This is a genomic window from Paenibacillus amylolyticus (assembly GCF_050990605.1).
Taxonomy (GTDB): domain Bacteria; phylum Bacillota; class Bacilli; order Paenibacillales; family Paenibacillaceae; genus Paenibacillus; species Paenibacillus amylolyticus_H.
In genome coordinates this window covers 6,092,650-6,113,856 of sequence record NZ_CP158832.1, presented here as the reverse complement: position 1 = coordinate 6,113,856, position 21,207 = coordinate 6,092,650, and the positions used below count along the sequence as shown (strand labels likewise).

At 46.7% G+C, this 21,207-nt stretch carries 19 protein-coding genes; 4 read left to right on the top strand and 15 right to left on the bottom strand.

Annotated features, from left to right (window positions below; genetic code table 11):
- Positions 1–137: 137 nt before the first annotated feature.
- The 5 genes from ABTV53_RS26920 to ABTV53_RS26900 form a co-directional block, all read right to left on the bottom strand.
- On the bottom strand, positions 138–638 hold the full coding sequence (locus tag ABTV53_RS26920) for a hypothetical protein (protein ID WP_221825597.1): 501 nt from the start codon (positions 636–638) through the stop codon (positions 138–140).
- 255 nt (positions 639–893) lie between these two features.
- Positions 894–1,895 carry a cation diffusion facilitator family transporter gene (locus ABTV53_RS26915; RefSeq protein ID WP_433748380.1) on the bottom strand — a complete coding sequence of 334 codons (1,002 nt, stop codon included), beginning with the start codon at positions 1,893–1,895 and terminating at the stop codon, positions 894–896.
- A 143-nt stretch (positions 1,896–2,038) separates the two neighbouring features.
- Positions 2,039–2,635, bottom strand: coding sequence for an SMI1/KNR4 family protein (locus tag ABTV53_RS26910; protein ID WP_433748377.1), 597 nt, complete (start codon positions 2,633–2,635; stop codon positions 2,039–2,041).
- Between the two features lie 258 nt (positions 2,636–2,893).
- The gene (locus tag ABTV53_RS26905) at positions 2,894–3,664 is read right to left on the bottom strand and encodes a DODA-type extradiol aromatic ring-opening family dioxygenase (RefSeq protein WP_433748374.1); all 771 of its coding nucleotides are present in this window, start codon (positions 3,662–3,664) and stop codon (positions 2,894–2,896) included.
- Positions 3,664–4,350 (bottom strand): alpha/beta hydrolase, encoded by a 687-nt coding sequence (locus tag ABTV53_RS26900; RefSeq protein ID WP_433748371.1) that lies wholly within the window; start codon positions 4,348–4,350, stop codon positions 3,664–3,666. Before ABTV53_RS26900 ends, ABTV53_RS26905 begins: the two co-directional genes overlap by 1 nt.
- 227 nt (positions 4,351–4,577) lie before the next feature.
- Between ABTV53_RS26900 and ABTV53_RS26895 the strand changes: the two genes are divergently transcribed.
- Positions 4,578–4,943, top strand: a complete 366-nt coding sequence (locus ABTV53_RS26895) for a glyoxalase superfamily protein (RefSeq protein ID WP_433748368.1) — start codon at positions 4,578–4,580, stop codon at positions 4,941–4,943.
- Between the two features lie 66 nt (positions 4,944–5,009).
- The gene (locus ABTV53_RS26890; RefSeq protein WP_433748365.1) at positions 5,010–5,549 is read left to right on the top strand and encodes a helix-turn-helix domain-containing protein; all 540 of its coding nucleotides are present in this window, start codon (positions 5,010–5,012) and stop codon (positions 5,547–5,549) included.
- Positions 5,550–5,707: 158 nt separating this feature from the next.
- Here ABTV53_RS26890 and ABTV53_RS26885 read toward each other — a convergent pair whose 3' ends face one another.
- The 5 genes from ABTV53_RS26885 to ABTV53_RS26865 all read right to left on the bottom strand — a co-directional run bounded on the left by ABTV53_RS26885 (position 5,708) and on the right by ABTV53_RS26865 (position 10,162).
- Entirely contained in the window at positions 5,708–6,427 is a 720-nt protein-coding gene (locus tag ABTV53_RS26885; RefSeq protein WP_133386164.1) for a 3-ketoacyl-ACP reductase, read from the bottom strand.
- 77 nt (positions 6,428–6,504) lie between these two features.
- On the bottom strand, positions 6,505–7,404 hold the full coding sequence (locus ABTV53_RS26880) for a DUF4097 family beta strand repeat-containing protein (RefSeq protein WP_433748362.1): 900 nt from the start codon (positions 7,402–7,404) through the stop codon (positions 6,505–6,507).
- Entirely contained in the window at positions 7,401–7,994 is a 594-nt protein-coding gene (locus ABTV53_RS26875) for a DUF1700 domain-containing protein (protein ID WP_433748360.1), read from the bottom strand. The genes ABTV53_RS26880 and ABTV53_RS26875 overlap by 4 nt, the downstream gene beginning before the upstream one ends.
- The gene (locus tag ABTV53_RS26870) at positions 7,987–8,316 is read right to left on the bottom strand and encodes a PadR family transcriptional regulator (protein WP_091036026.1); all 330 of its coding nucleotides are present in this window, start codon (positions 8,314–8,316) and stop codon (positions 7,987–7,989) included. Before ABTV53_RS26870 ends, ABTV53_RS26875 begins: the two co-directional genes overlap by 8 nt.
- Positions 8,317–8,617: 301 nt before the next feature.
- Positions 8,618–10,162 (bottom strand): FAD-dependent oxidoreductase, encoded by a 1,545-nt coding sequence (locus tag ABTV53_RS26865; protein ID WP_433748357.1) that lies wholly within the window; start codon positions 10,160–10,162, stop codon positions 8,618–8,620.
- A 369-nt stretch (positions 10,163–10,531) separates the two neighbouring features.
- Here ABTV53_RS26865 and ABTV53_RS26860 point away from each other — a divergent pair, with 369 nt between their 5' ends.
- Positions 10,532–13,354: a glycoside hydrolase family 3 C-terminal domain-containing protein gene (locus ABTV53_RS26860; protein WP_433748354.1), complete on the top strand. Its 2,823-nt coding sequence runs from the start codon at positions 10,532–10,534 to the stop codon at positions 13,352–13,354.
- Between the two features lie 95 nt (positions 13,355–13,449).
- On the opposite strand, the gene ABTV53_RS26855 is transcribed toward ABTV53_RS26860, so the two are convergent.
- From ABTV53_RS26855 to ABTV53_RS26845, 3 genes are all read right to left on the bottom strand, one after another.
- The gene (locus ABTV53_RS26855) at positions 13,450–14,289 is read right to left on the bottom strand and encodes a methyl-accepting chemotaxis protein (RefSeq protein ID WP_433748352.1); all 840 of its coding nucleotides are present in this window, start codon (positions 14,287–14,289) and stop codon (positions 13,450–13,452) included.
- Between the two features lie 183 nt (positions 14,290–14,472).
- On the bottom strand, positions 14,473–14,982 hold the full coding sequence (gene nrdG, locus ABTV53_RS26850) for an anaerobic ribonucleoside-triphosphate reductase activating protein (protein WP_433748349.1): 510 nt from the start codon (positions 14,980–14,982) through the stop codon (positions 14,473–14,475).
- Complete coding sequence (locus ABTV53_RS26845; protein ID WP_433748346.1) at positions 14,979–16,940, bottom strand: anaerobic ribonucleoside triphosphate reductase; 1,962 nt, start codon at positions 16,938–16,940, stop codon at positions 14,979–14,981. The genes nrdG and ABTV53_RS26845 overlap by 4 nt, the downstream gene beginning before the upstream one ends.
- A gap of 482 nt (positions 16,941–17,422) precedes the next feature.
- Here ABTV53_RS26845 and ABTV53_RS26840 point away from each other — a divergent pair, with 482 nt between their 5' ends.
- Complete coding sequence (locus ABTV53_RS26840) at positions 17,423–19,060, top strand: histidine kinase dimerization/phospho-acceptor domain-containing protein (protein WP_433748343.1); 1,638 nt, start codon at positions 17,423–17,425, stop codon at positions 19,058–19,060.
- Between the two features lie 264 nt (positions 19,061–19,324).
- Here the strand turns inward: ABTV53_RS26840 and ABTV53_RS26835 are convergent, their stop codons facing one another.
- Both ABTV53_RS26835 and ABTV53_RS26830 read right to left on the bottom strand, forming a co-directional pair.
- Positions 19,325–20,542: a tyrosine-type recombinase/integrase gene (locus ABTV53_RS26835; RefSeq protein ID WP_433748340.1), complete on the bottom strand. Its 1,218-nt coding sequence runs from the start codon at positions 20,540–20,542 to the stop codon at positions 19,325–19,327.
- 75 nt (positions 20,543–20,617) lie between these two features.
- On the bottom strand, positions 20,618–21,160 hold the full coding sequence (locus tag ABTV53_RS26830; protein WP_433748337.1) for a hypothetical protein: 543 nt from the start codon (positions 21,158–21,160) through the stop codon (positions 20,618–20,620).
- Positions 21,161–21,207: the final 47 nt, after the last annotated feature.

Sequence of the window (21,207 nt, the reverse complement as noted above, 5' to 3'; positions counted from 1 at the left end):
AGAACAAACGAAGGAAGCGGAGCGTTCGCCTTTATCACCAGATTTCCCATTTCAGATGGGATTCAAAAAAATCCGGGGATAACAGCGATCCGAAGTTGTTCTGTCACCGCAGTGATCAAGTGGAAACGAATAAAGGGTTACATACGCTTTTTGCGACCCACCATGATCCACGCCCCACCCATAATCAGAACAATTGCCACGAACGGTTGGATAAAGCTCAAGCTGCTCAGCATCGTGCCAATCGACATCACAGCGAAGAACAGCAACGATATAACCGTTAGAATATTGATGGGGATCAGCAACCATTTGTTCCGACCACCGAACCAATACAATTCGAATAGTCCAACAGCAACAGCCAAGATGAAGCCCGGCCACATCGTACCCCAGTTGTTAAACAGCATAGCGATTTGACAGACAATACCAACCGTGAGCAACAACCCACCGGGAACCAGCAGTCCTACCCCTCTGCCAATCATGGAGAAGTACAGCCAGTGGAAGAAAAGCCCGAGTGGAATCACGAATAATGTGGGCCAGAAGTTCGCAAAGATCGTACCCGGACCGAGTGAACCTCCCTGGTTCAAAATCAGGTACACGCCCAGCAAAATGAGAACAGGCGCAAGGATCGTACGTTTAGCCATAATATCTCTCCTTCTCAATACAAAATCAATTTTCCGAACAGTTGTATGTAGAGCAATTACTTTCGTTATTCACAGCATACCATGAACTGGAAAAGTTAATCCTCCGTCTTTGGAGTTAAAGTGAACCTAGACCAAAGTCTAGGTAAACATTTTTGGGAAACTAGCTCTCTGAAGATAAGCGTATAGTTGAACATACTAAAAACCCACTCTGTTGAAGAGTGGGTTCTGTCATTTTTTCATCAAAAGCGAAGTTCGTTATTTCACCACATCTGAATGTTTCTTGCCCCAGCTGTTCACACCGTCATCCTCAATGATGGAGATGGCTGCGTCCGCGATGTCGGGGTTTGTCATCAACTTCTCCTGAATACGGAACTTGATGTCATCCGCATCAGCCAGGCTGAGTCCTTTGGTCAACTCAATCAGACCTTCCACATGATAATAACGGCCTTCCTGAATAATACGCATCATCTGAATGTCAGCAACGTGTGGGTCTGCCAGAATGGTTTGGGACACTTTGTCCTCAATATCCTGGGGAGCCGCTACCCCGATCAATCCGATCATATTATCGTAACCGACACGGAAGGCGACAGCGATCATCAGACATCCAATGATCGTCGTCACGATCCCATCAAGCAATGCAAAATTGGTCAGGGCAATAACCACGACAGAGATTAATGCAAGCAGGGCACCAAGTACAGCGACAACATCTTCGTAGAATACGAGACGGGTTGGTGGCGCAGCACGGCCAACGTTTTTGATGGCAGCAGGGACCAAGGCAAATCCGGCGGCTTTGGGTGCGCGTGCTTCTTTTAGAATTTCCTTCATGGCTTTGATCAGAATGGCCCCATCAATCAGAATGTTCAAGATGAGCACACCGATGTTAATCCAGAGCCCCCCTGAATGGCCCGCAGGATGCTGGAGCAGGTGAATCCCCTCATGAATGGTCTCATAGGCCATAATCGTCACGACAATCACGGCGATCATGCAGAAAATGTTAATGACCCGTCCGAATCCGGTCGGGAAGCGGCGTGTAGGTTTTTTCTCGGACAACACACTTCCGACAAAGACAAACCCTTGGTTAATGGCATCAGCGAGTGAATGCATCGCCGAAGCGAACATGGCGCCACTGCCACTGAATAGGAAGGCTCCCCCTTTGCACACCGCAAGAACCGCATTACCTGCCATCGCTACGGCGGAAGATGTGTTTCCTTTTTTGACGAGAGACATAAAGCTCTCAGACTTCGGTTGTTCAGCCACTTCGGTTGTTCCTCCCAGATCAATGTATTAGGTGTAGAAAAGGCAGTTTATCTATACAGCATGTGCATTTCCACTAAATGTTATTATAACCGCTTTGACATATCCCATCATTATGCAAAAAAGGTCATATCACCATGTGCAACTCAGTACTCGATAGCCTCCAGTGCACGTAAATTCCGGTTGGACTGCTCCAACAGTTCCGTAAACGTCCCAGCGACATAATATACAAAATCCGGGTCATGCACATACATAATAATCTGCCCAACTGTTCCTTGCTCTGTCGGATCAAAGTCGAACATCAGATACAGCGAACCGCCTCCAAGCTTGCCAAACGTAACCCATTTCTTTTGAAAAAGGTAAGGTTTGATTCGGGGATCAAGCTCACGGATCTCTTCTTCGGTAAAATAATCATCCATGCGGTTCTCCACCAGCGTGGACTGCTCCTGTTGAATCTTTTCCAGGGATAACAGATAAAATGGTTCGGATTCCTTTCCATCCTCAAGGCTTGGATACAAGACGTGAAAGGCATAACCGCTCCCATTTTTACGTTTATAAAACGCACGAAAATCAGCAGGCAATCGAATACCTTGTTCACGCTCGAATGCGTCAAGCTGCTCATCCGTCACGCCTTCAAACTCGCGATATGCGGTGAGCAGCTCCCGGTTTTCCTCATCCTGTACCTTCTCCTCCAGCAACATATCCAGTTCATCCATCAATCCATATATACGCTGTTCTGGCATCCAATTCCCTCCGTATGAGCTATTCAGATAATATGGTGAGTGATATGCGAGTAAACTGTGCCTGATTTCACCTCATATTATAGTTATAATCCGGAAAAGCACACAAGAAACCGGAGTCCTTGCTTTACATACTACAATGGTCTCATTATTCAAAGGCGGTAACAACAAATAAAGCGTGAGCAACAGGGGAACCACCTGTAACTCACGCTAGTTATTTATCTACTATATAAGTGAAACTAACCTTTCACAAAGTCCTCTTTAATCAAACTTCCAACAGGACAAGCTCAGGTTGCCATACTGATAGGCTTTGAACAGGAGTGATGATCGCTTGTTCTGATCTCCCGCACCCATGGCGAGTAACAGCGGTACAAAATGCTCCGGCGTAGGCACGGCGGCTTGAGCTGAAGGTGCCAGTGTATCATAGGAGAAGAGAGACTCCGTGTCCCAACTCACCAGCTTGTCCTGCAGCCAGTTATCGAACTCGGATGCCCACGGGTCAACGCCGTTACTTTCCCAGTTCAAACGACGTAGATTGTGAACGGTTCCGCCGCTGCCAATGACGAGAATGTCTTGCTCACGCAAGGAAGCGAGCGCCTGTCCGACCTGATATTGCTGCTCACCTGTCAGATAGCGATTCACAGACAGAGCAACTACGGGGATATCCGCATCTGGGTAGAGCAGGCGCAGAACAACCCAAGCCCCGTGATCCAGGCCACGAACATCATCCGTTTGTACCGGAATCCCAGACTCTGCAAATAAACGCTCCACTTCGGCTGTGGTCTCTGCCTGTCCTTGAGCCGGATATTTGATCTGATACAGCTCGGGCTGGAAACCGCCGAAATCATAGATAGTTTCGTAATGGGTTACCGAGGATACAAGCTGAGTTGTGGATTCCCAGTGAGCTGAGAACAATATGATGGCTTTAGGTTTTGGCAGTTCCTGTCCAAGTTTCTGCAAAAATTCGGTGTAGGCATTCTCCTCCAGTGCCAGTGATGGGGCACCGTGAGCAATAAACAGGGATGGCATCATTATGAATTCAGTCCTTTCAGATCTTCGTTCAGGTCTTCGGTAGTCAGATTCGCGTCCTTCCGAAGCCATTGTTGGAATTGTTGATATAGATCGGGGGTCACCTGATGCCCACCGTTGTAAGGTACATATGTGACGTGATCGGTATATTGACGGAAGAAATCGGCGTTATCTTCGCCCAGTTGCAGCGGGAATAGATGATCCTGATCCCCATGGGAGATGAACACGGACAGCTCCGAATCGGGTTGCAGCTTGTACTCGTCTTTCACAAATAGCGGGATGTACCCACTCATCGCTACAATGCCTTTAATGGCATCTCCCATAATCAGCGATAAAGTCATCGCCATAATGGCGCCTTGGCTGAATCCGGCGATATAACGCCGCGTGGGATCAATAGCATATTTGGCAGACAGATCCACAATTAATTGTTGTAGTCCCAGCACGGAGGCATCATACAATTCACGGATGGGATTGCCAATGCTTTTAATCTGAAAATAAGCATAACCACTACCCTGAACGATAGGCCCGCGAATGGCGACAATAATGAAATCAGACTGCAGGGGCTCCATCAAACGAAGCATATCCTGTTCATCCGATCCCATGCCATGTAAGGCGAAAATCACGGGATAACGTTGATTTGGATTGTAGTGAGACGGTAATCGGACTTCATGTATATAAGGAGAATTCATTAAAAGCACCACCTGATGAGGATTGAGTGAAAATATTGATCTGACGATAAAGTTCACTAATATGAAATAAATATTCCTATTTATGAACAAAATTTATCATGCTTTCATTGTAGGGTCAACATTTTTTTTGTATGATGAATATATGTTATGTATAAGAAACCTTGATTGTAATTATTAGATAAGCCGCTGAGAATGATTCATATCTTATTCCCGAGGACGTGATCAGGATGTTAAAGAGTATCGTGCCTATTTTGAGAATATTTGATGAAAATAAAGCTAGAGAGTTCTACCTTGAATACCTGGGTTTCCAATTGGACTGGGAACATCGATTCGAACCGGATATGCCCTTATATATGCAGGTTTCGCTTGATTCCATCGTGATTCATCTGTCCGAACATCATGGAGATTGTACACCTGGAGCTGCCTTGCGGGTGGAGACGGACAATGTGGATGCGTTACGGGATAGACTTCTTTTGCAAAAGTACACATATTCCAGACCGGGTATCGAGGAAACACCTTGGAATTCAAGGGAAATGACTGTGACGGATCCGTTTGGCAATCGAATTATATTTGTTGAGGCAAGCGCCGAATAGATAACCTGAGTAGCTAAGCTTACGTCTGGTGTCTTATATAGATCAATAGAAGGGGAGGGACGCCATATGGATATTGGCTTGGCTATTCGTACGATCCGCAAACAGAAACAGATTACGATCATGCAGATGTGTGAGGGGACCGGTTTGTCCAAAGGTTTTATCAGCAACGTGGAAAATAACAAAACATCACCTTCCATTGCTACGCTTGAAAGTATTGCGGATTATCTGGAAGTGCCACTTCCCTATTTGCTGCTGACACCGGAGCAACGGATGAACGTGGTACGCAAGAACGAGCGCAAGGAAACGACAGCTGGAAGTGGACAGATCAAAGTGCAGCAGCTTACCGCTAAAGGTGCAATGCGCATGTCCATTGTAGAATTGCCTCCAGGCGCATCGACAGGGGTTAGCAAACATGCCGGGGAGGAAAGCCATCTGGTGTTACAGGGAAAGATTCGTGCGGAGCAATGCGAAGATGTGGAAGTTCTTGAAGTAGGTGATTCGTTTACCTGGAATGCGATAGTGCCCCATGAAGTGACTAATATTGGGGAGGAGACTGCGGTGGTGCTCATTGCGGTGTCCAAGGAATTAGGTTTGGATCATTTGTAGAATTAAAAAAAGGACGGCTTCCAAGTCATGAACATGCGAACATGCATACATGTACAATGGGAACGTCCTTTTTCATATTTCTAACGAACTGAGCGAGGCTTATACGATGATTCTAAGCAGACATTGAGAATTCGTTAGAAAGGTCAGAAGCACTCTATCTATTGTGGATTCGTTGTCCAGATGCCTGCAGCTTTAACGAATACGCGGTCAGACAGCTTGAGCGTTGCGAGTGCAAGTTCAGCTACATCTTCCGCTTGCATCATGCGATCTTCGTCGCCAATTTTCAGTCCGGCATTGGTCGCAAGCTCCGTATTAACGGTGCTTGGAGTCAGCGCCGTCACACGAATGTTGGACTTGCGTACTTCCTGCATCAGGGATTCGGTCATGCCAAGTAGCGCAAATTTGGATGCGCAGTATGCCGAACCTGTAGCGAATCCGCGCTCACCTGCAGTGGAAGCGATATTGATGATGCTGCCGCTGCTTTCCTTAATCATGCTTGGAAGAACAGCGCGTGTGACGTAATATGTACCCATAACGTTAACATGCAGGATGCGTTCCCACTCTTCCGGGTCCATATCCAGCAGGGTGCCAAAACTTGCGATACCTGCATTATTGATCAGAATATCCACCGCACCGAGTTCCATCTCAATGGCTGCTACAGCGGCTTCCGCCTGTGTGCGATCCGAGATATCTGCTACGGCACTGGTTACTTTTACACCATATTCTTGACTAAGAGATTGCTGAAGAGCCTGAAGATCCGAAGCGGTACGTGCGATAAGTCCAAGGTGCACACCTTCTTTGGCAAGTGCTTCAGCGATCGCACGGCCGATACCTTTACCGGCACCTGTGATGACAGCTGTTTTATTTTTAAGTTCCATGTGGGTAATTCCTCCTTAGAAATGGTCTGGCATCTGATTATACTATATTACCCACAGTTCGGAAATTTGCTTCATCACTATTTGGTAATCTCGATGCTGCCAGAGGAGGTACGGGCCTTGATCACTTCCCGGCTCACCATTGGCGATTCAGGTATCTCTACATCTCCGGAAGTAGCCTTAGCGTCATAAATTCCGTCAAAATCAGGTGCAGCTTGAATGAATATATCTCCTGATGTTCCAGACGCATTAATCGGGGCGGAATGAGACTGTTCAATATGAATGCTACCCGAAGTGAATTGAACATCTGCTGCGCCGTTTAATTCAGTGATCTCAATATCTCCTGATTTAATCTTACTGTTTACTTGACCAACTACCTGATCAGCAGTAAGACTTCCGGATGTCTGTTTCACGGTCATGTCTCCATTAATCATGGAAGCGGTAATGTCACCAGAAGTTAGAGCCAACTCAATCTTGGAAGCTTTGATGTTTTCCAGACGTATGGAACCTGAGGTGTTATTCAGCTCAAGCTGATTGGCACTCAGATCCGTTAGATCCCAGTCACTTGAAGAGGAGTACAGTTTAACCTCATTTAATTGGTGTCCTTCAGGCAGAGCAACCGTTATTTTGGAGTCTTGATCATTCCAATACAGGGTGAAAAGTTGCAATCGTTCACGTTCTGTCTGAGACAGTTGGAATGTGCCGTTGGATAAAGTGGCCTGTTTGAAGCTGTTGACTACGGCAGGGTCCCATTTGCCATCCACTTCAATATAACCATTGGAATCCGGGCTTACGACAAATTCAATATCTGCACTGAAATTAGCATGGATAATCATGTTTTGTAATTCATCTGCTTTGAAATCCCATCTTTTGGAATAATGTTCTCGTTCATCCCCGAACTGAACGCCATAGATGGATGTTCCAAGCAAACCTATTCCGATACAGATCACGGCGACCGCAAGCCATTTCTTGGTGCTCATGCGGAAACATCTCCTTTCATCGTGTTTTTATTCCATTGAATGTATTGTAGAGTGATATTTTTGAAGGCTCTGTAAACGTACTTCGATGCAATGGCAAAACAAATGCCGACACCGAATACGCCAATCGCAACGAAAATTTCTGCTTTATCGAGTTGGCCAAGGAATACGAAGTCCACCACTGCTGCCACAGGAGCCAAGACCAGCAAGGATAGGCTGGCGAGCGTAAGCCATACTGACCATAGAGTAAGACCAAGTGGAATGCCAAGCATCAGATTCAGGAATAACAGGCCGATGGCTGTGAAAAAGTTGCGAGTGGCTCTGGTGCTGTTTCTAGGTGACCGCATTTCACGATACGTCGGTGCATAGAACGCATCTGAACCCGGCGTATGAATGTCATAACGATCACCAAGTGCTTCCTTGGCGATCTCTTCCGGGTGTCCCAGTTCGCGAGCAATCTCTTCCTCCAGTCGGCCTTCTCTTAATCCAAGCTCGAAATGTTGTTCATAGTCGGCGAGCAACTCAGCCCGTTCGAGTGGGTCCATCGGCCGTAGATGAATTTCCATGGCTTTCATAAATTGTTGTCTATTCATTAGGGGTTCCTTCCTCAATCAGATTTGCGACATTGCGCACAAATTCATTCCATTCTGTCGTCAGTGCCGTCATGTAGTCGCGACCTGTATCGGACAGTCGGTAATACTTGCGGGGCGGTCCTTCCGTTGATTCTTGCAGATAGGTGGTGCAGTAACCGTCATTGACAAGTCGGCGAAGCAAGGGATACAGTGCACCTTCAGCAACTTCAATATGTTTGGAGACCGCCTGAGCCAGTTCGTAGCCATACCGATCCTGGCGGTTAATTAATACCAGGACGCACAGCTCCAATACCCCTTTTTTGAACTGGATGTTCACATTCACACAGGTTCCTCCTAAGTAGCTTCATTTATCGCTAGTGTATATTGTTCAGTAGTGGTGAAACCATCATAGCATTCAGTACTGTTTATTGCAAGGTAGTGACTTTAAAATAGTTCCGTATCACGATTTATCGATAATATGTTCGTTTGATCTTTGATGTTCAGTTGAAGCTGCTGTTGTTAAGCTATAATTCAGCATACGAAAAAACCGGATCGGTTACTTCCGTCTGGAGGCGGATTCCGATCCGGTCTGAGAGATGAACTTTTGGTTCTGCGATTTACACATTACAATCCCTGCACGTTAGTTACTCTTGTGCGTCCAGAATTTTAAGATCTTCCACAGCAGGACCTTCAATCACATGGCCTGCATAATCGAAGCGGGAACCATGACATGGGCAATCCCATGAACGCTCTCCTTTGTTCCATTCGACTTCGCACCCCAAGTGAGTGCAGGTGGTATCCACCAGGAACAGCTTGCCACTGGTGTCCTTGTAGGCGCCAGCACGTTTGCCGTTATGACGAACGACGGCTCCTTCGTCTTCGCCAATATCGCTAACCTTTTTGTGCACAATGCCTACTTTGCCAGAGATTAATTCCTTGGCTACATTCATATTCTCCACAATAAAGTGCTTCATGCCAGGATCAGCTTTGAATCTTGCCGGATCGAATACAGCGGCATGAGGATTATCACGTCCAGTGATGCGATCCGCAAGAAGGTGTCCTGCCATCGTGCCAGTCGTCATCCCCCATTTGGCAAACCCGGTGGCTACATAGACACGTTCATGTCTTCCGGTAATCGGTCCAATGTAAGGCACCTTGTCAATGGAGATCAAATCCTGGGCTGACCAGCGAAAAGGAATGTTGCGGATGCCAAATGTCTCCGCTGCGAACTGCTCCAGGTGTTCATAATGACCGAAGGTGCAGATGCCTTGTCCGGTTTTGTGATTTTCTCCCCCGAAGAGAATGAGTTCTTTTCCATCATGAAGGACAGGACGTAGGGATCGGTACGGTGTATCGTCCGAGATGTACATGCCGCCCGCATAAGGTTTCTCCGGTTCGACTAATACAGCGTAGGATCGTTCGGCGTGTAATCGTGTGAAATAAAATCCGGGATCATAGACGGGGAAATGAGAAGCCACGACAATATGTTCCGCTGTTACGGATGGACCGTCTCCATAAGTTCTGACATGCAGGGAAGCATCCTCCTCCACATCGGTTACGGTGGTGTGCTCATAGATACGCACCCCTTGTTTCACAGCGGAATCGAGCAAGTAGTGCAGATAGGCCAGCGGATCAAAGCGTGCCTGACCCGGCATGCGAATACCTGCCCTGGCGGGAACGGGAATAGGGAGCGGGTCTACCCACTCACCAGGAATATTGAGTTTGCCATAGGCGGTCAGTTCGATTTCCAGTTTTTTGATGTTTTCCTCCGATTGAATATAGACGTAGGCATCTTCCTCTGCCCACTGGCAATCAATCTGTTTTTCCTGCACCAGATTGCGCATCCATTTGGCAGCATCGGCATTGCCTTCATAATACATCCGGGCCTGTTCTTGTCCGAAGTGATGCATGATTTCATCGAATATGACACCATGCTGTGCAGATACCTTGGCCGTGGTATGGCCGGTCGTACCATCCAGTACTTTTCCAGCCTCCAGCACGACCACACGCATACCCGTCTGGGCCAGCAAATAGGCTGTAGTAATGCCTGCAATGCCTGCACCGATGATTGCCACATCAGCGGTAATATCTTCTGTCAGTTTCGGATAGCTATCGAATGCATGCGTCGCACGCCACAGTGATTCCGGGACCGGGGGCAGACCTGTCTTTGGCTGCTGATTGTCGCTCATTGTTCTTCCTCCTTAATCATCTTCAATCTATCAGAATGGGATGTTGTTCAGCGCATGTCGTTGTGCTCTTATTCATGATTACCACACTGTGCCAGGAAAAAACGGTGCTGTTCAGATTTTGCAGGGGGGATGTTCACAATTTCCTGCACAGAACCTCTATTTTTTTTGTTAAACATGCTATATGATAAGATTATCGAAACCGTTTTAGGTTTTAAAAAGGAGATAGAGTTATATAGCTGTAAACGTTGATTATAAAAGGATTAATTTATTCATTGGAAGAAAAATTCATCTGAATTAACCCCCACTTTTTTATAATTTATGTATTCGCTATCATTTTAATAAACTACCGATAACCAAAGGAGATTCCATATGACGACCAACCAAACAAAATATCCGTTTCAAGATACAGCACTAGCGTTAGACACCCGTGTGAAGGACCTTGTATCTCGCTTGACGGAAGATGAAAAAATTGAATCCATGCTGCAATATCAGCCGGCAGTAGACCGCTTGGGTGTGCCTGCATACAAACACGGTACAGAAGCGGCCCACGGCTTGGCCTGGCTTGGAGAAGCAACATCTTTCCCACAACCGGTGGGGCTGGCATGCACATGGGATGCGGATCTGATGAAGGAGATTGGCTCCGTGCTTGGAGACGAGGCACGTGTATTTTATAAACGCAATCCGGCAGTGAATGGTCTTACGCTGTGGGCACCTACAGTGGATATGGAGCGTGACCCGCGCTGGGGACGAAATGAAGAGGCGTATGGTGAAGATCCGGAACTGACAGCCGAGCTGACGACAGCATTGGTCAAAGGAATTCAGGGCGACCATCCCAAGTATTACAAAGCGGTCGCTACCTTGAAGCATTTCCTCGCTAACAATAACGAAGTGGATCGCGGAAGCGGTTCATCCAGCATCGATCCGCGCAACATGCGTGAGTATTATCTGAAGGCGTTCGAGAAGCCATTCAAAGAAGGCGGTGCACAGTCCATGATGACTGCGTACAACTCCATTAATGGTACGCCAGCGTTGTTACATCCATTTGTGAACGAGATTGTCAAAGGTGAATGGGGCATGGATGGTTTCATTGTCAGTGATGCAGGCGACGTAATGGGCATCAAGAACGATCATAAATACTATGATTCCCATACACCAGGTACGGTAGAGTCTGTTAAAGCCGGAATTGATAGCATTACCGATGATGCAGAGCTGTCCAAACAGGCACTGCGTGAAGGATTGGAACAAGGTACACTCACCATGGATGACATCGACAAGGCGCTATTCAATACGTTCCGTGTCCGTTTCCGCCTGGGCGAGTTTGATCCGGAAGAAGGTGATCCTTACGCTGCTATTGGTGAAGAGTCCATGATGACGGAGAAAGCAAAAAAACTGTCGCTCAGAGCTGCGAGAGAACAAGTGGTACTGCTCAAAAATGACAAAGGCACACTCCCACTGGACAAAACAAAAGCTGGTAAAGTGGCTGTGATTGGTCAATTGGGCGGAACGGTCTATCGTGACTGGTATGCAGGCACCATGCCGTATAACGTATCCCCGCTTGAAGCGATCCGTGGCAAAGTGGGCAGCGATAAAGTAGCATTCAAGGATGGCAATGATCGCATTACGTTAACTTCCGTAGCCAATGGGAAGCAGATTGGTCTGGCGGATGGTGAGAAGTCACCTATTATTGCTTCGGGAGAAGCGGAGACGTTTATGGTGTCCGACTGGGGCTTCGGAAGTTATACCTTGCAGGCGGAAAGCAACGGCAAATATCTGACCACAGATGAAGAGACCGTAACGGCTTCCGCAGATGAAGTGTACGGCTGGTTCGTGAAGGAAGTATTCCACCTGTTGCCACAACAGGATGGTAGTGTAGGTCTCACCACATGGAATGGCAAAACGGTAACTGCACCTAATGGTGGAAACGATGCATTTGCAGTGTCCGAAGAACTGAAGTCTTTTGGTGCCACAGAGACATTCAAGCAGGATGTGGTTGTGAATGGACTTGAGGAAGCGGTAGCTGCTGCCAAGGCTGCGGAAACGGCAATTGTCTTTGTTGGTAACAATCCGCTTATCAATGGTAAAGAAGAGATTGACCGTCCAAGTCTGGATCTCGCCGAATCCCAGCAACGTCTGGTTGAGGCGGTTTATGCCGCAAACCCGAACACGGTAGTCGTTATCGTGGGTAGTTATCCGTTTACATCCAACTGGGTTCAGGAGAACATCCCGGCGGTATTGTATACTTCGCACGCAGGACAGGAACTGGGTAACGCAGTAGCTGATGTATTGTATGGCGACTATGCACCAGCAGGCCGTCTGAACATGACGTGGGTACAATCGGCAGCTCAACTGACCGACATCAAGGATTACGATATCATTCAATCCGGTCGGACATATCAATATTTTGAAGGTAATGTATTGTATCCGTTTGGACATGGTCTGACGTATGCAACGTTTAAATACAGCAATTTGGAACTTAGCCCAACTCAAGTGGGTACAGAGGGCAGCGTTACGGTAACTGTAGATGTAACCAATACCGGTTCAATTGCCAGTGACGAGGTTGTACAGTTGTACGTTCGTGCAGGCAAATCCCGGGTGAAACGTCCACTCAAAACGTTAAAAGGATTCCGGCGTCTTCATATCGAAGCGGGAGCTACAGTGAAAGTCAGCTTCACCTTGCCTGTTCAGGAACTGGCAATCTGGGATGTGACTCGTGATCGGTATGTTGTGGAAAGTGGAACTTATTCCATCATGGTTGCCAAGTCATCCTCCGATGTTCAGCTGGTTGCAGACCTGACGGTAGAAGGAGAGACGATCCCAGCTCGTAATCTGGGCGTGGCTACCCGTGCCGAGAATTATGATGCTTACCTGGGTGTTGACCTGGATGAGAGCAAAGAGGGCGGAAGTGCTGTCCGTGTAGTTGGAGAGCAAGGATGGATTGCTTTCAAGGATGCCGATCTGGGTAGTGGAGCAGCAGCAATTGAAGCGCGTGTCTCCGCAGAGCCAGCAGGCGCTGTGTTGGAAGTGCGACTTGGCTCACCGGAGGGTACGCTCGCAGGACGTGTGGAACTGGCACAAGGTGAGGCCCAGCAGTGGTCCACCGTTACGGCTGAACTCACGGGTGCATCAGGTGCGCAGGATGTATACATTGTGCTGTCCGCAGGTGTACGCATCAGCCACTTCGAGATTCGTTAAGTCAAATAGCTCATGAAAAGGCCTCCGAAGGCATTCGGAGGCTTTTGTTTGTTGTTTTCTATGAAACGCATTTTTTATTTCCATCAAACGTATTTTTATTTACCGTCAAACGTAATCATTTTTTGCACAAATTGCTTCAATTGTTTGTTGGTTTCATTCAGTTGCTCAATTGTGCTCATAAAATTGTTTACGAGTTCAGCCTGCTCTTGGGAGCTTGCAGTGATCTCACCCAGTTCATTCTCCATGCCTTGAATGGATTGCCGGACCGAGAGAAGAGAATCTTCAATCCGGGCCGTTGCTTCCTTGGTATCGACAGACAGTTTGCGAATCTCTTTGGCTACTACGCCGAAACCTGCACCTGCTTCACCTACACGAGCCGCTTCAATGGCTGCATTTAAGCCGAGCAGATTGGTTTGTTCGGAGATTTCACGAATGAAGCTGGCAACCTGAGTTACATTGCCTGATTTCTGTACGGCTTGTTTGGAGTTGTTCCGAATCTCTTCGGTTGTGGCACTGAGTTCCTCGGAGTGCGCGGCTACATGCTGTACACTGTCAATTAACTGGTTGGTCAGATTTTCGGTTGCATCCATGAGCTGTTGCAGCTGATCCTGGTCATCCATACTGTAGAGCAGGTTGAACAGGGCGATGACTTCACCTTTCTCATTTTTAATGGGAATAAAAGCTACGTCAAAAGGAACACCGAATAAATCTTTAGGGTAGTGATCAAATCGTTTGACTGTACCGCCGTTAAGATCAGCAAAATTTCGATTTTCATCCAATAGAGGGTCGCCGGGTTGATAATTCAGTTGCTTTAACGATGCCCCTGCTGAGAAATATAAGAATTTTTCATGATCAATAACGGAGAGGGTTACATCCTGACGAATCGTATCTCGAAAGAAAGGCATACATGTAATTAATGCTTGAACAATATCCATATAGAAGATGATTCCTCCCTGGTTACCTTATGTAAACGGTTAAATTTTAAATGCTAACTTAATAACTACCTATATTATATATCGTCATGCAATAGAGAAGAAAATAGAGAGAATGGATAAAACTCATTTCTTAAAGAAGACCAATATACGCCAAAAAGACACGAGTCCGCTGGGGACCCGTGCCTACAGCATACTGAGCTGCATTGTAACGATGGTTCGAGTGGCTAGTGTTGCACTGACATCAATCAAACGTTGATTCCGACTGCCGCGGAAGGGAAGGGAGACATCACGTTCAGCTTCAACGTATCGCCCGTCGATAATGACGTCGCACAAGCGGGCAAGTTCAGCTCTTGCAGGATCGGTGACCAGCTCCTCATATTCGAACCCCGTATAAGCCCATACCGTCAGATCAGGACGTGCAGCGCGAAGCTGCTGAACCCAGGACGTACATTCTGCAGCCGAGAAAAAGGGATCACCACCACACAACGTAACGCCATCGAGCAACGGATGGGTCGTCACTTCATGCAGAATCTGCTGCTGCCGCTCCTCTGTAAAGGGTTCACCCGCTCGAAAGCTCCATGAATCCGGGCTGAAGCAGCCCGGACAGGCGTGTCGGCATCCGCTGATGAACAACACGGCGCGCAGGCCTGTCCCTTCATTGACCGATTCCGGGATGTATCCATACAGATTCACCGGTGTTTCACCCGATCCCGCACTTCGGCCTGCTTCGCAGCATTGAAGCGTACTTTGTAATCTCCAGTCAGATAGCCCGTTACGCGGCGTAACCGTTGGAAGTGTACATGGTTCTCGTGGGCTTCACAGCCTGGGCATACATCCCCGATGACACCTTCATAACCACATGCAGGGCAGCGATCAATCGGATGATTAATGGAGAAATAGCCGATATCCTGCGCCAGTGCATACTGTACAATTCGAAGGAAAGCTGCGGTGTTTGCCCGAACGTTTCCATCAAGCTCTACATAGGAGATTGCACCCGCATTACATAACGTATGGAACGGGGCCTCCAGTTCAATCTTCCGATAAGCTGGAAGGGTATGATAGACCGGGATATGGAATGAATTCGTATAATACTCCCGATCATTAACTCCAGCAAGGAGGCCATAACGCTCTCTGTCAATCTTCGTGAATTTGCCGGACAATCCTTCAGCAGGTGTGGCAAACAGTGTGATATTCAAGTTATGCTGCTCACTCATCCGATCACAGAACTCTCTCATGGTCCGAATAATGTTGAGCGCTTCGCGATGTACATGAGGGTCTTGCCCATGATGGCGCCCATACAGAGCTGTCATACATTCAGCGAGACCGATAAAACCAAGAGATAACGTTCCATGCTTTAATAGATCGGCAACGGGCTCGTTCGGTGCAAGTTGTTCTCCACCTTCCCATACACCCTCCCGCATCATGAAGTCCGATGCCTTGGCAGGCTGTGCTGTCTGAATTCGGTAGCGGTGCAGCAGGCCGGAAGCGGCATTATGCATAACTGACTCCAAAGCAGTGTAGAAACCGGCCCGGTCAGCAACAGCTCTGTCACCTTGGCAGATACCAAACCGGATGCCCAGCTTGACGAGGTTAATGGTGTTGAAGGACAGATTACCTTTACCACTTTGACGATTGCGACCAAACCGATCGGCCAGTGTACGTGTACGGCATCCCATGGTGGCGATGATCGTATCCGGATCTTCCGGATGATAGAAGGGCAGATTGAAGGAGGCATCCACATTGACAAAGTTGGGATACATCCGCCGGGATGAACAGGTGACTGCGAGACGGAACAAGTCATAGTTCGGCTCGCCTTGAGCCTGATTGATCCCCTGTTTACATTGGAAAATATGTTGAGGGAACACGGGGGTCTCTCCGTTGCCCAGGCCACGAATGGTCGCTTCCAGCAACGAACGTGATACCAACCGTCCTTCAGCAGAAGTACATAATCCATAGTTTAGTGAAGTGAATGGAATCTGCCCACCTGCCCGGCTGCTCATCGTATTCAGGTTATGAATCAGTGATTCAGCAGCTTGTCCTGTCTCCAGTTCAGTCTCTTCACAGGCGAAGGCATATGCGCGTGGGCACTGATTCTTCGCTTCGATGCTGTCCAGATAAAGCTGTTCATCCTCAAGCAGGATATGTTCACCAAAGAGGCGTTGTCCTTTGCGATAATGTTTGCGGAACGATCGCTGTACATAAGGGGCCAAATCCCAGTCAATCTTATTGGCCGATACACCGCCATATTGACTGTTTTGCTGGGATTGGAAGATGATCGCAACCAGGGCCATGGCAGACATGATCGTCTGAGGTGTGCGAACCGATCCGTTGCCTGTATTGAAACCCGCAGCAAGGAGACGGTCAAACGGGATAAAGATGCAGTTGGTCGTTCCAAGTGCATACTGATCCAGATCGTGTACATACAGATCCCCGTTCTCCACAGCTTGGGCAAGTTCTTCCGGCAACACATGACGCAGAGCATGCCACTTGGCGGTCTCCGAACCGAGCCTGCTCATCTTGCCGCTGAAGGAGTCCCCGTTCAGATTTGCATTTTCTCTCAGCGTATCGGCGTCTTCGGCGCCAATAATTCGTCTTCCCAGGTCGGATAATAGATCGGATGCCGGTGGAGTGGCATACTCAAGCATGTTCATGTAAGGTTCCTCCTAAAATGATTTTGTGTTTCACTTAATTCACGTTAAATACTATATGTAGATTCATATTATCCATTTATAAACTATATGTGGTTTTTTGGGTGTGATAATGGTCACATAACTTATTGGACAAAGTGGACTTCCCTTAAATTGCTGCGGATAAAGGTTTCCAAAGTCTGAGTAGAAGCGTATAATTTCAAGTTATTCTGCAAGGATAATATTGAAGTTGGGCAAGATGGACTTTAATCAAGCTGAAAAGGCGATTTGCAAACCATTTTCCGTTATTAAACCATCAGTTCAAGACCTGCTTTTTTCCAAAAATGGGCTATCGGCAGGCAGTATGATTCTCTTTTACTTCTACGGTGTTAATCATATAAGTATAGATTGTGACAGCTATTCGGATTCATGATGAACCCTTGTATGTGGATTAAACATTCTGATATACAGATTTGAAAGTGCAGCTAAGACAAAAGGGGTGGATCATGGGGACGGCAGAAGGCATTACGAGAGGCTTCTATGAAGATATAAAGGAAGCTGCAGCCCATATCGTAGACGTACTGAGTGGTATATTAAAGGTCAATACCATATTTGTTGCTACGAATGACGGTTTGACGAATGTCATTCTGGAGGCATTTAATCGTAAGGAAGAGTTGATTGTAAAAGGTAGCGAACTTCCATTTGAAGAGTCTTATTGCAGCTTGGTATTAAGGGATAAAAATGAAACCCTCACAATTCAGGATACATGTGAACATCCGATGACACGATACATGGATGTTACTAGCGGACTCGGCAATCGCTTTTTCGTGGGCGTGCCCATTATGAGAAGATCGGGCGAAACATTTGGTACCATCTGTCTGATGGATGACCCTGGTTACGTGATCAGCGAAACCGATATGAAGACACTGAATGCGATGGCTGTATTCCTGGGCTATGTTGTTGATCTGGAAAGCACCTTGCATGTTCAAGAGCGGAAATTGAGTGATTCGGAACAAATGCAAGAACAGCTCCAGGCAGAGAAAGAACGTGCCGAATCCGAGGCCATGACCAAAACGCAGATGTTGAAGCTGATGAGTCACGAGATTCGCAATCCCTTAAACGGTATTTTGGGACTGACAGATCTGATGCGCACACCGGATATGCCCGAGGAGCAGTCCGAATATGTGAACATGATTGAGACAAGCGGCAATATTTTGCTTTCTCTGCTGAATAACATGATGAATTTCAACATTAATGAAGCAGGTAAAACGGTTATCCATGATGATCCGTTTGATCTGGTAGGCACCATCGAGAATACCGTATATCTCTATGCCGGTATTGCGACGGGCAAGAACATTGAGCTGGGATTAAATCTTGAACTGAATGTATCTCAAGTGTTTGTAGGCGATGAAGTCAAGATCGGACAGTTGCTTGCACACGTCATTCAATATGCTCTCGATTCAACGCGTGAAGGTTCGGTTCTGATCACAGCAGTGGTGAATGGAGAAGAATTGGAGGAGACCGGGACACTTCTGCTCAAGGTGAAGTACACGGGTCAGATGTTATCGGACAAGAAGACACCAAGCTTTAACAGCCAAGATGAAAATTTGAATATCCAAAAACTGATTGGAAGCAATCTGGGTTTGGCTGTAAGCCAAAATCTTGCCATTCTCATGCATGGCCGTATTCAGGTGAGCAGTGTGCAGGAAAATGAGACGGAATTCAATATTTCCCTTCCGTTACGCAGATACTGGGAGTTACCTCAACTCGCAAGTGTTCAGCAAAGGTTAAAAGGCAGAAAGGTTCTGCTTGTCAAAGACCCTGACATTCTGCAAGGTGTCTCTTCCCTGATGCGCAGGTGGGAGATGGATGTACACATGACCCCAGGTTTGACATTAGCGCATGATTGGATCAAGGAAGGACTCAAGCCGGATGTAGCCGTTGTGGATATGGGCCTTCTGGAGGGCGGAGCAGTTGATTTTGTACATGAGCTGAAGCAGCGAACTGAGAATCTGCCTGTCCTTGTCCTTATTCCTTATGGTATGCACATTGAATTGCACGAAGCAGAAGCCTTTGATGCTGTTCTGACCAAGCCGGTTAGACAGGCTGATCTGTTGAACGCATTGAGTATTACTCTGCCTTAAATCATGATCAAATGATACATCTTTATTTGGCGCACCTGGAAATAGGTGCGCTTCTTTGCATTTTCCATTTTCTGAGCCAAAGCCCTTTTCATCCGAGCTGGTTACGTTACAATAGAATATGAACTTCATCTTCATAACCAATAGAGGAGGATATGCAATCAATGGATTATCGCAGATTACCTTGAACAGCCAATAATCCGTTGATATATAAGGCTTTTATCGTGGTTCGAATGCCTAAGGGTAACATTTGGGTAACATCGGTACTCATTTTATGCTTTTCATGAGCGCACTGAACTTCGAACTGGTATCCTTTTTCCTACTCTTTGTCACATGCAAGTATACCGTTTCTGTTGTCGTATCATCTTTATGACCCAAGCGATCCATGATCTCATGTAATTCGGCTCCGGCTTCAGCGAGTAGTGAAGTGTGCGTATGACGTAAAGAGTGCGGGGTCAGATTCTCATCCAAGTTACACAGCTTTAGCAGCCGGTTCATTCTCCAATTGATAAACTGATGCATTTCCGGGTATCCAGGCGTTCTGGAAGCCTTGGCAATCACAAAGTCCCTATCGTGATACGTGTCCCTGAATCGCATCTTTGTTTCGCTCTGTTGCTTCTTGTGAACTCTTAAAACATCGATCACTTCTGGTGCTACGTTGATCGTTCGGCGCGAAGTTGCTGTCTTGGGCGTTAAGAGCGTATAATCGGTTGCGTTATTCTTAGGGTTGTACAGTGTTTTCGTGATGGAGATCTCATGGTTATCGAAGTCTATATCTTTCCATTTGAGCGCGCACAGTTCGCCAGCACGCATGCCTGTATACGATAGTAGGGTGAAAATCACATAATCACGTTCAAGCCCTTTCACTTCAGCCGTATCCAGGAACAGCTTCAATTCCTCTTTTTCTAAATACTTCACACCCTCTTCTGCGGACTCCAGATCCTCCACCGTATCCTGTTTCTTTGGTATATATGAGAATTCAGTGGGATCTTTCTTAATTACATTCATTTCAATGGCTTTCTTAAAGATCATCTTCCCCGTACGATGTGTTCCGACCAAGGTGTTATGCTCATATCTGTTTTCGGATTTCATGGAGTACAGCATTTCTTGGTATATGTTTAGTGTGATGTCCTTCATTTTGTAGAAGCGTAAATACTTCAACAGTCGATTGATTTCTGTTTTCCTCAGGTCAACCGTGCTTATTTTCACCTTGCCTGATCCACCGTATGCTTTAATCCAAGTTGACGCAAATTCCTCAAAGCCAATATCTTTCTCTTCTACGTATGTGCCTTGCTTCAATTCAATTAATAGATTGGCAGCGTGCAGCTCAGCTTCGGCCTTTGTCGCGAATCCGCCTTTCTTTTTCTGTTTCCGTCTACCATTGACCGGATTGATCCCCACGTCGATCATGTATGACCATGTGGCGCTACACTTACACTTCTTCGTGGTGCACTTGCAATGCGGCTTGTAAAAGTGTCCTTTCATGGATGCCGACTCCTTTCGACGTTTTAATTGGATTGTAATCGAAGTGATAGAAAAAAGCACCCAGGTAGGGTGCCGTTACTCGAGATTTAAGTTATTGCCTCTATTCTCCCATCCACTTACTTTACCATCTTCAAACTTAACCACAGAAAATCCATAGTTCCATGTTTCAAACGGGCCAACTTTAGAAACTGAATCAGCCGTCCCCATGCTTTCTTCGACTTCTTCCATGGTAGATCCCTTTCTGAAACTCTTAATCTCTGCTTGCTGAATATTTTCTTGCTCTATTTCAACAACCGCAGCTTGAGTGGCATCATCTTTTAATGCTTGAATATCATCACTGATACTCTCCAAGACTTTGTCACGTACTTCATCAGAGAGAGAGTCAACCCGTATCATGATTTCATCTTTGTATGCTTGCATTTCTTTTGCAGCAGATTCGTACTGCCCGCTTTTTACCCATCCTTCGGAGGTGAGTATCTTTGTCTCACCAGTAAATCTATTGATCATTACGGGCTTATTTTGATCAAGTTTATCGTATTTGTATATAGTTGGGTATACGAATAACCCAAAAAGAACTATTGATACTGGAACCAATAAATAGAGTATGTACTTTTTCATTTCTATTCTCCTCGTTTAACTCCGCATCGGCTGCGGTAATGGTTCTA

What these genes read in the sequence shown, in the direction of transcription:
- ABTV53_RS26920 (WP_221825597.1), bottom strand. Translation starts at nt 638, where the DNA reads ATGGCTAAACGTACGATCCTTGCGCCTGTTCTCATTTTGCTGGGCGTG.
- ABTV53_RS26910 (WP_433748377.1), bottom strand. Translation starts at nt 2,635, where the DNA reads ATGCCAGAACAGCGTATATATGGATTGATGGATGAACTGGATATGTTG.
- ABTV53_RS26905 (WP_433748374.1), bottom strand. Translation starts at nt 3,664, where the DNA reads ATGATGCCATCCCTGTTTATTGCTCACGGTGCCCCATCACTGGCACTG.
- ABTV53_RS26900 (WP_433748371.1), bottom strand. Translation starts at nt 4,350, where the DNA reads ATGAATTCTCCTTATATACATGAAGTCCGATTACCGTCTCACTACAAT.
- ABTV53_RS26895 (WP_433748368.1), top strand. Translation starts at nt 4,578, where the DNA reads ATGTTAAAGAGTATCGTGCCTATTTTGAGAATATTTGATGAAAATAAA.
- ABTV53_RS26890 (WP_433748365.1), top strand. Translation starts at nt 5,010, where the DNA reads ATGGATATTGGCTTGGCTATTCGTACGATCCGCAAACAGAAACAGATT.
- ABTV53_RS26885 (WP_133386164.1), bottom strand. Translation starts at nt 6,427, where the DNA reads ATGGAACTTAAAAATAAAACAGCTGTCATCACAGGTGCCGGTAAAGGT.
- ABTV53_RS26880 (WP_433748362.1), bottom strand. Translation starts at nt 7,404, where the DNA reads ATGAGCACCAAGAAATGGCTTGCGGTCGCCGTGATCTGTATCGGAATA.
- ABTV53_RS26875 (WP_433748360.1), bottom strand. Translation starts at nt 7,994, where the DNA reads ATGAATAGACAACAATTTATGAAAGCCATGGAAATTCATCTACGGCCG.
- ABTV53_RS26865 (WP_433748357.1), bottom strand. Translation starts at nt 10,162, where the DNA reads ATGAGCGACAATCAGCAGCCAAAGACAGGTCTGCCCCCGGTCCCGGAA.
- ABTV53_RS26860 (WP_433748354.1), top strand. Translation starts at nt 10,532, where the DNA reads ATGACGACCAACCAAACAAAATATCCGTTTCAAGATACAGCACTAGCG.
- ABTV53_RS26855 (WP_433748352.1), bottom strand. Translation starts at nt 14,289, where the DNA reads ATGGATATTGTTCAAGCATTAATTACATGTATGCCTTTCTTTCGAGAT.
- ABTV53_RS26845 (WP_433748346.1), bottom strand. Translation starts at nt 16,940, where the DNA reads ATGAACATGCTTGAGTATGCCACTCCACCGGCATCCGATCTATTATCC.
- ABTV53_RS26840 (WP_433748343.1), top strand. Translation starts at nt 17,423, where the DNA reads ATGGGGACGGCAGAAGGCATTACGAGAGGCTTCTATGAAGATATAAAG.
- ABTV53_RS26835 (WP_433748340.1), bottom strand. Translation starts at nt 20,542, where the DNA reads ATGAAAGGACACTTTTACAAGCCGCATTGCAAGTGCACCACGAAGAAG.
- ABTV53_RS26830 (WP_433748337.1), bottom strand. Translation starts at nt 21,160, where the DNA reads ATGAAAAAGTACATACTCTATTTATTGGTTCCAGTATCAATAGTTCTT.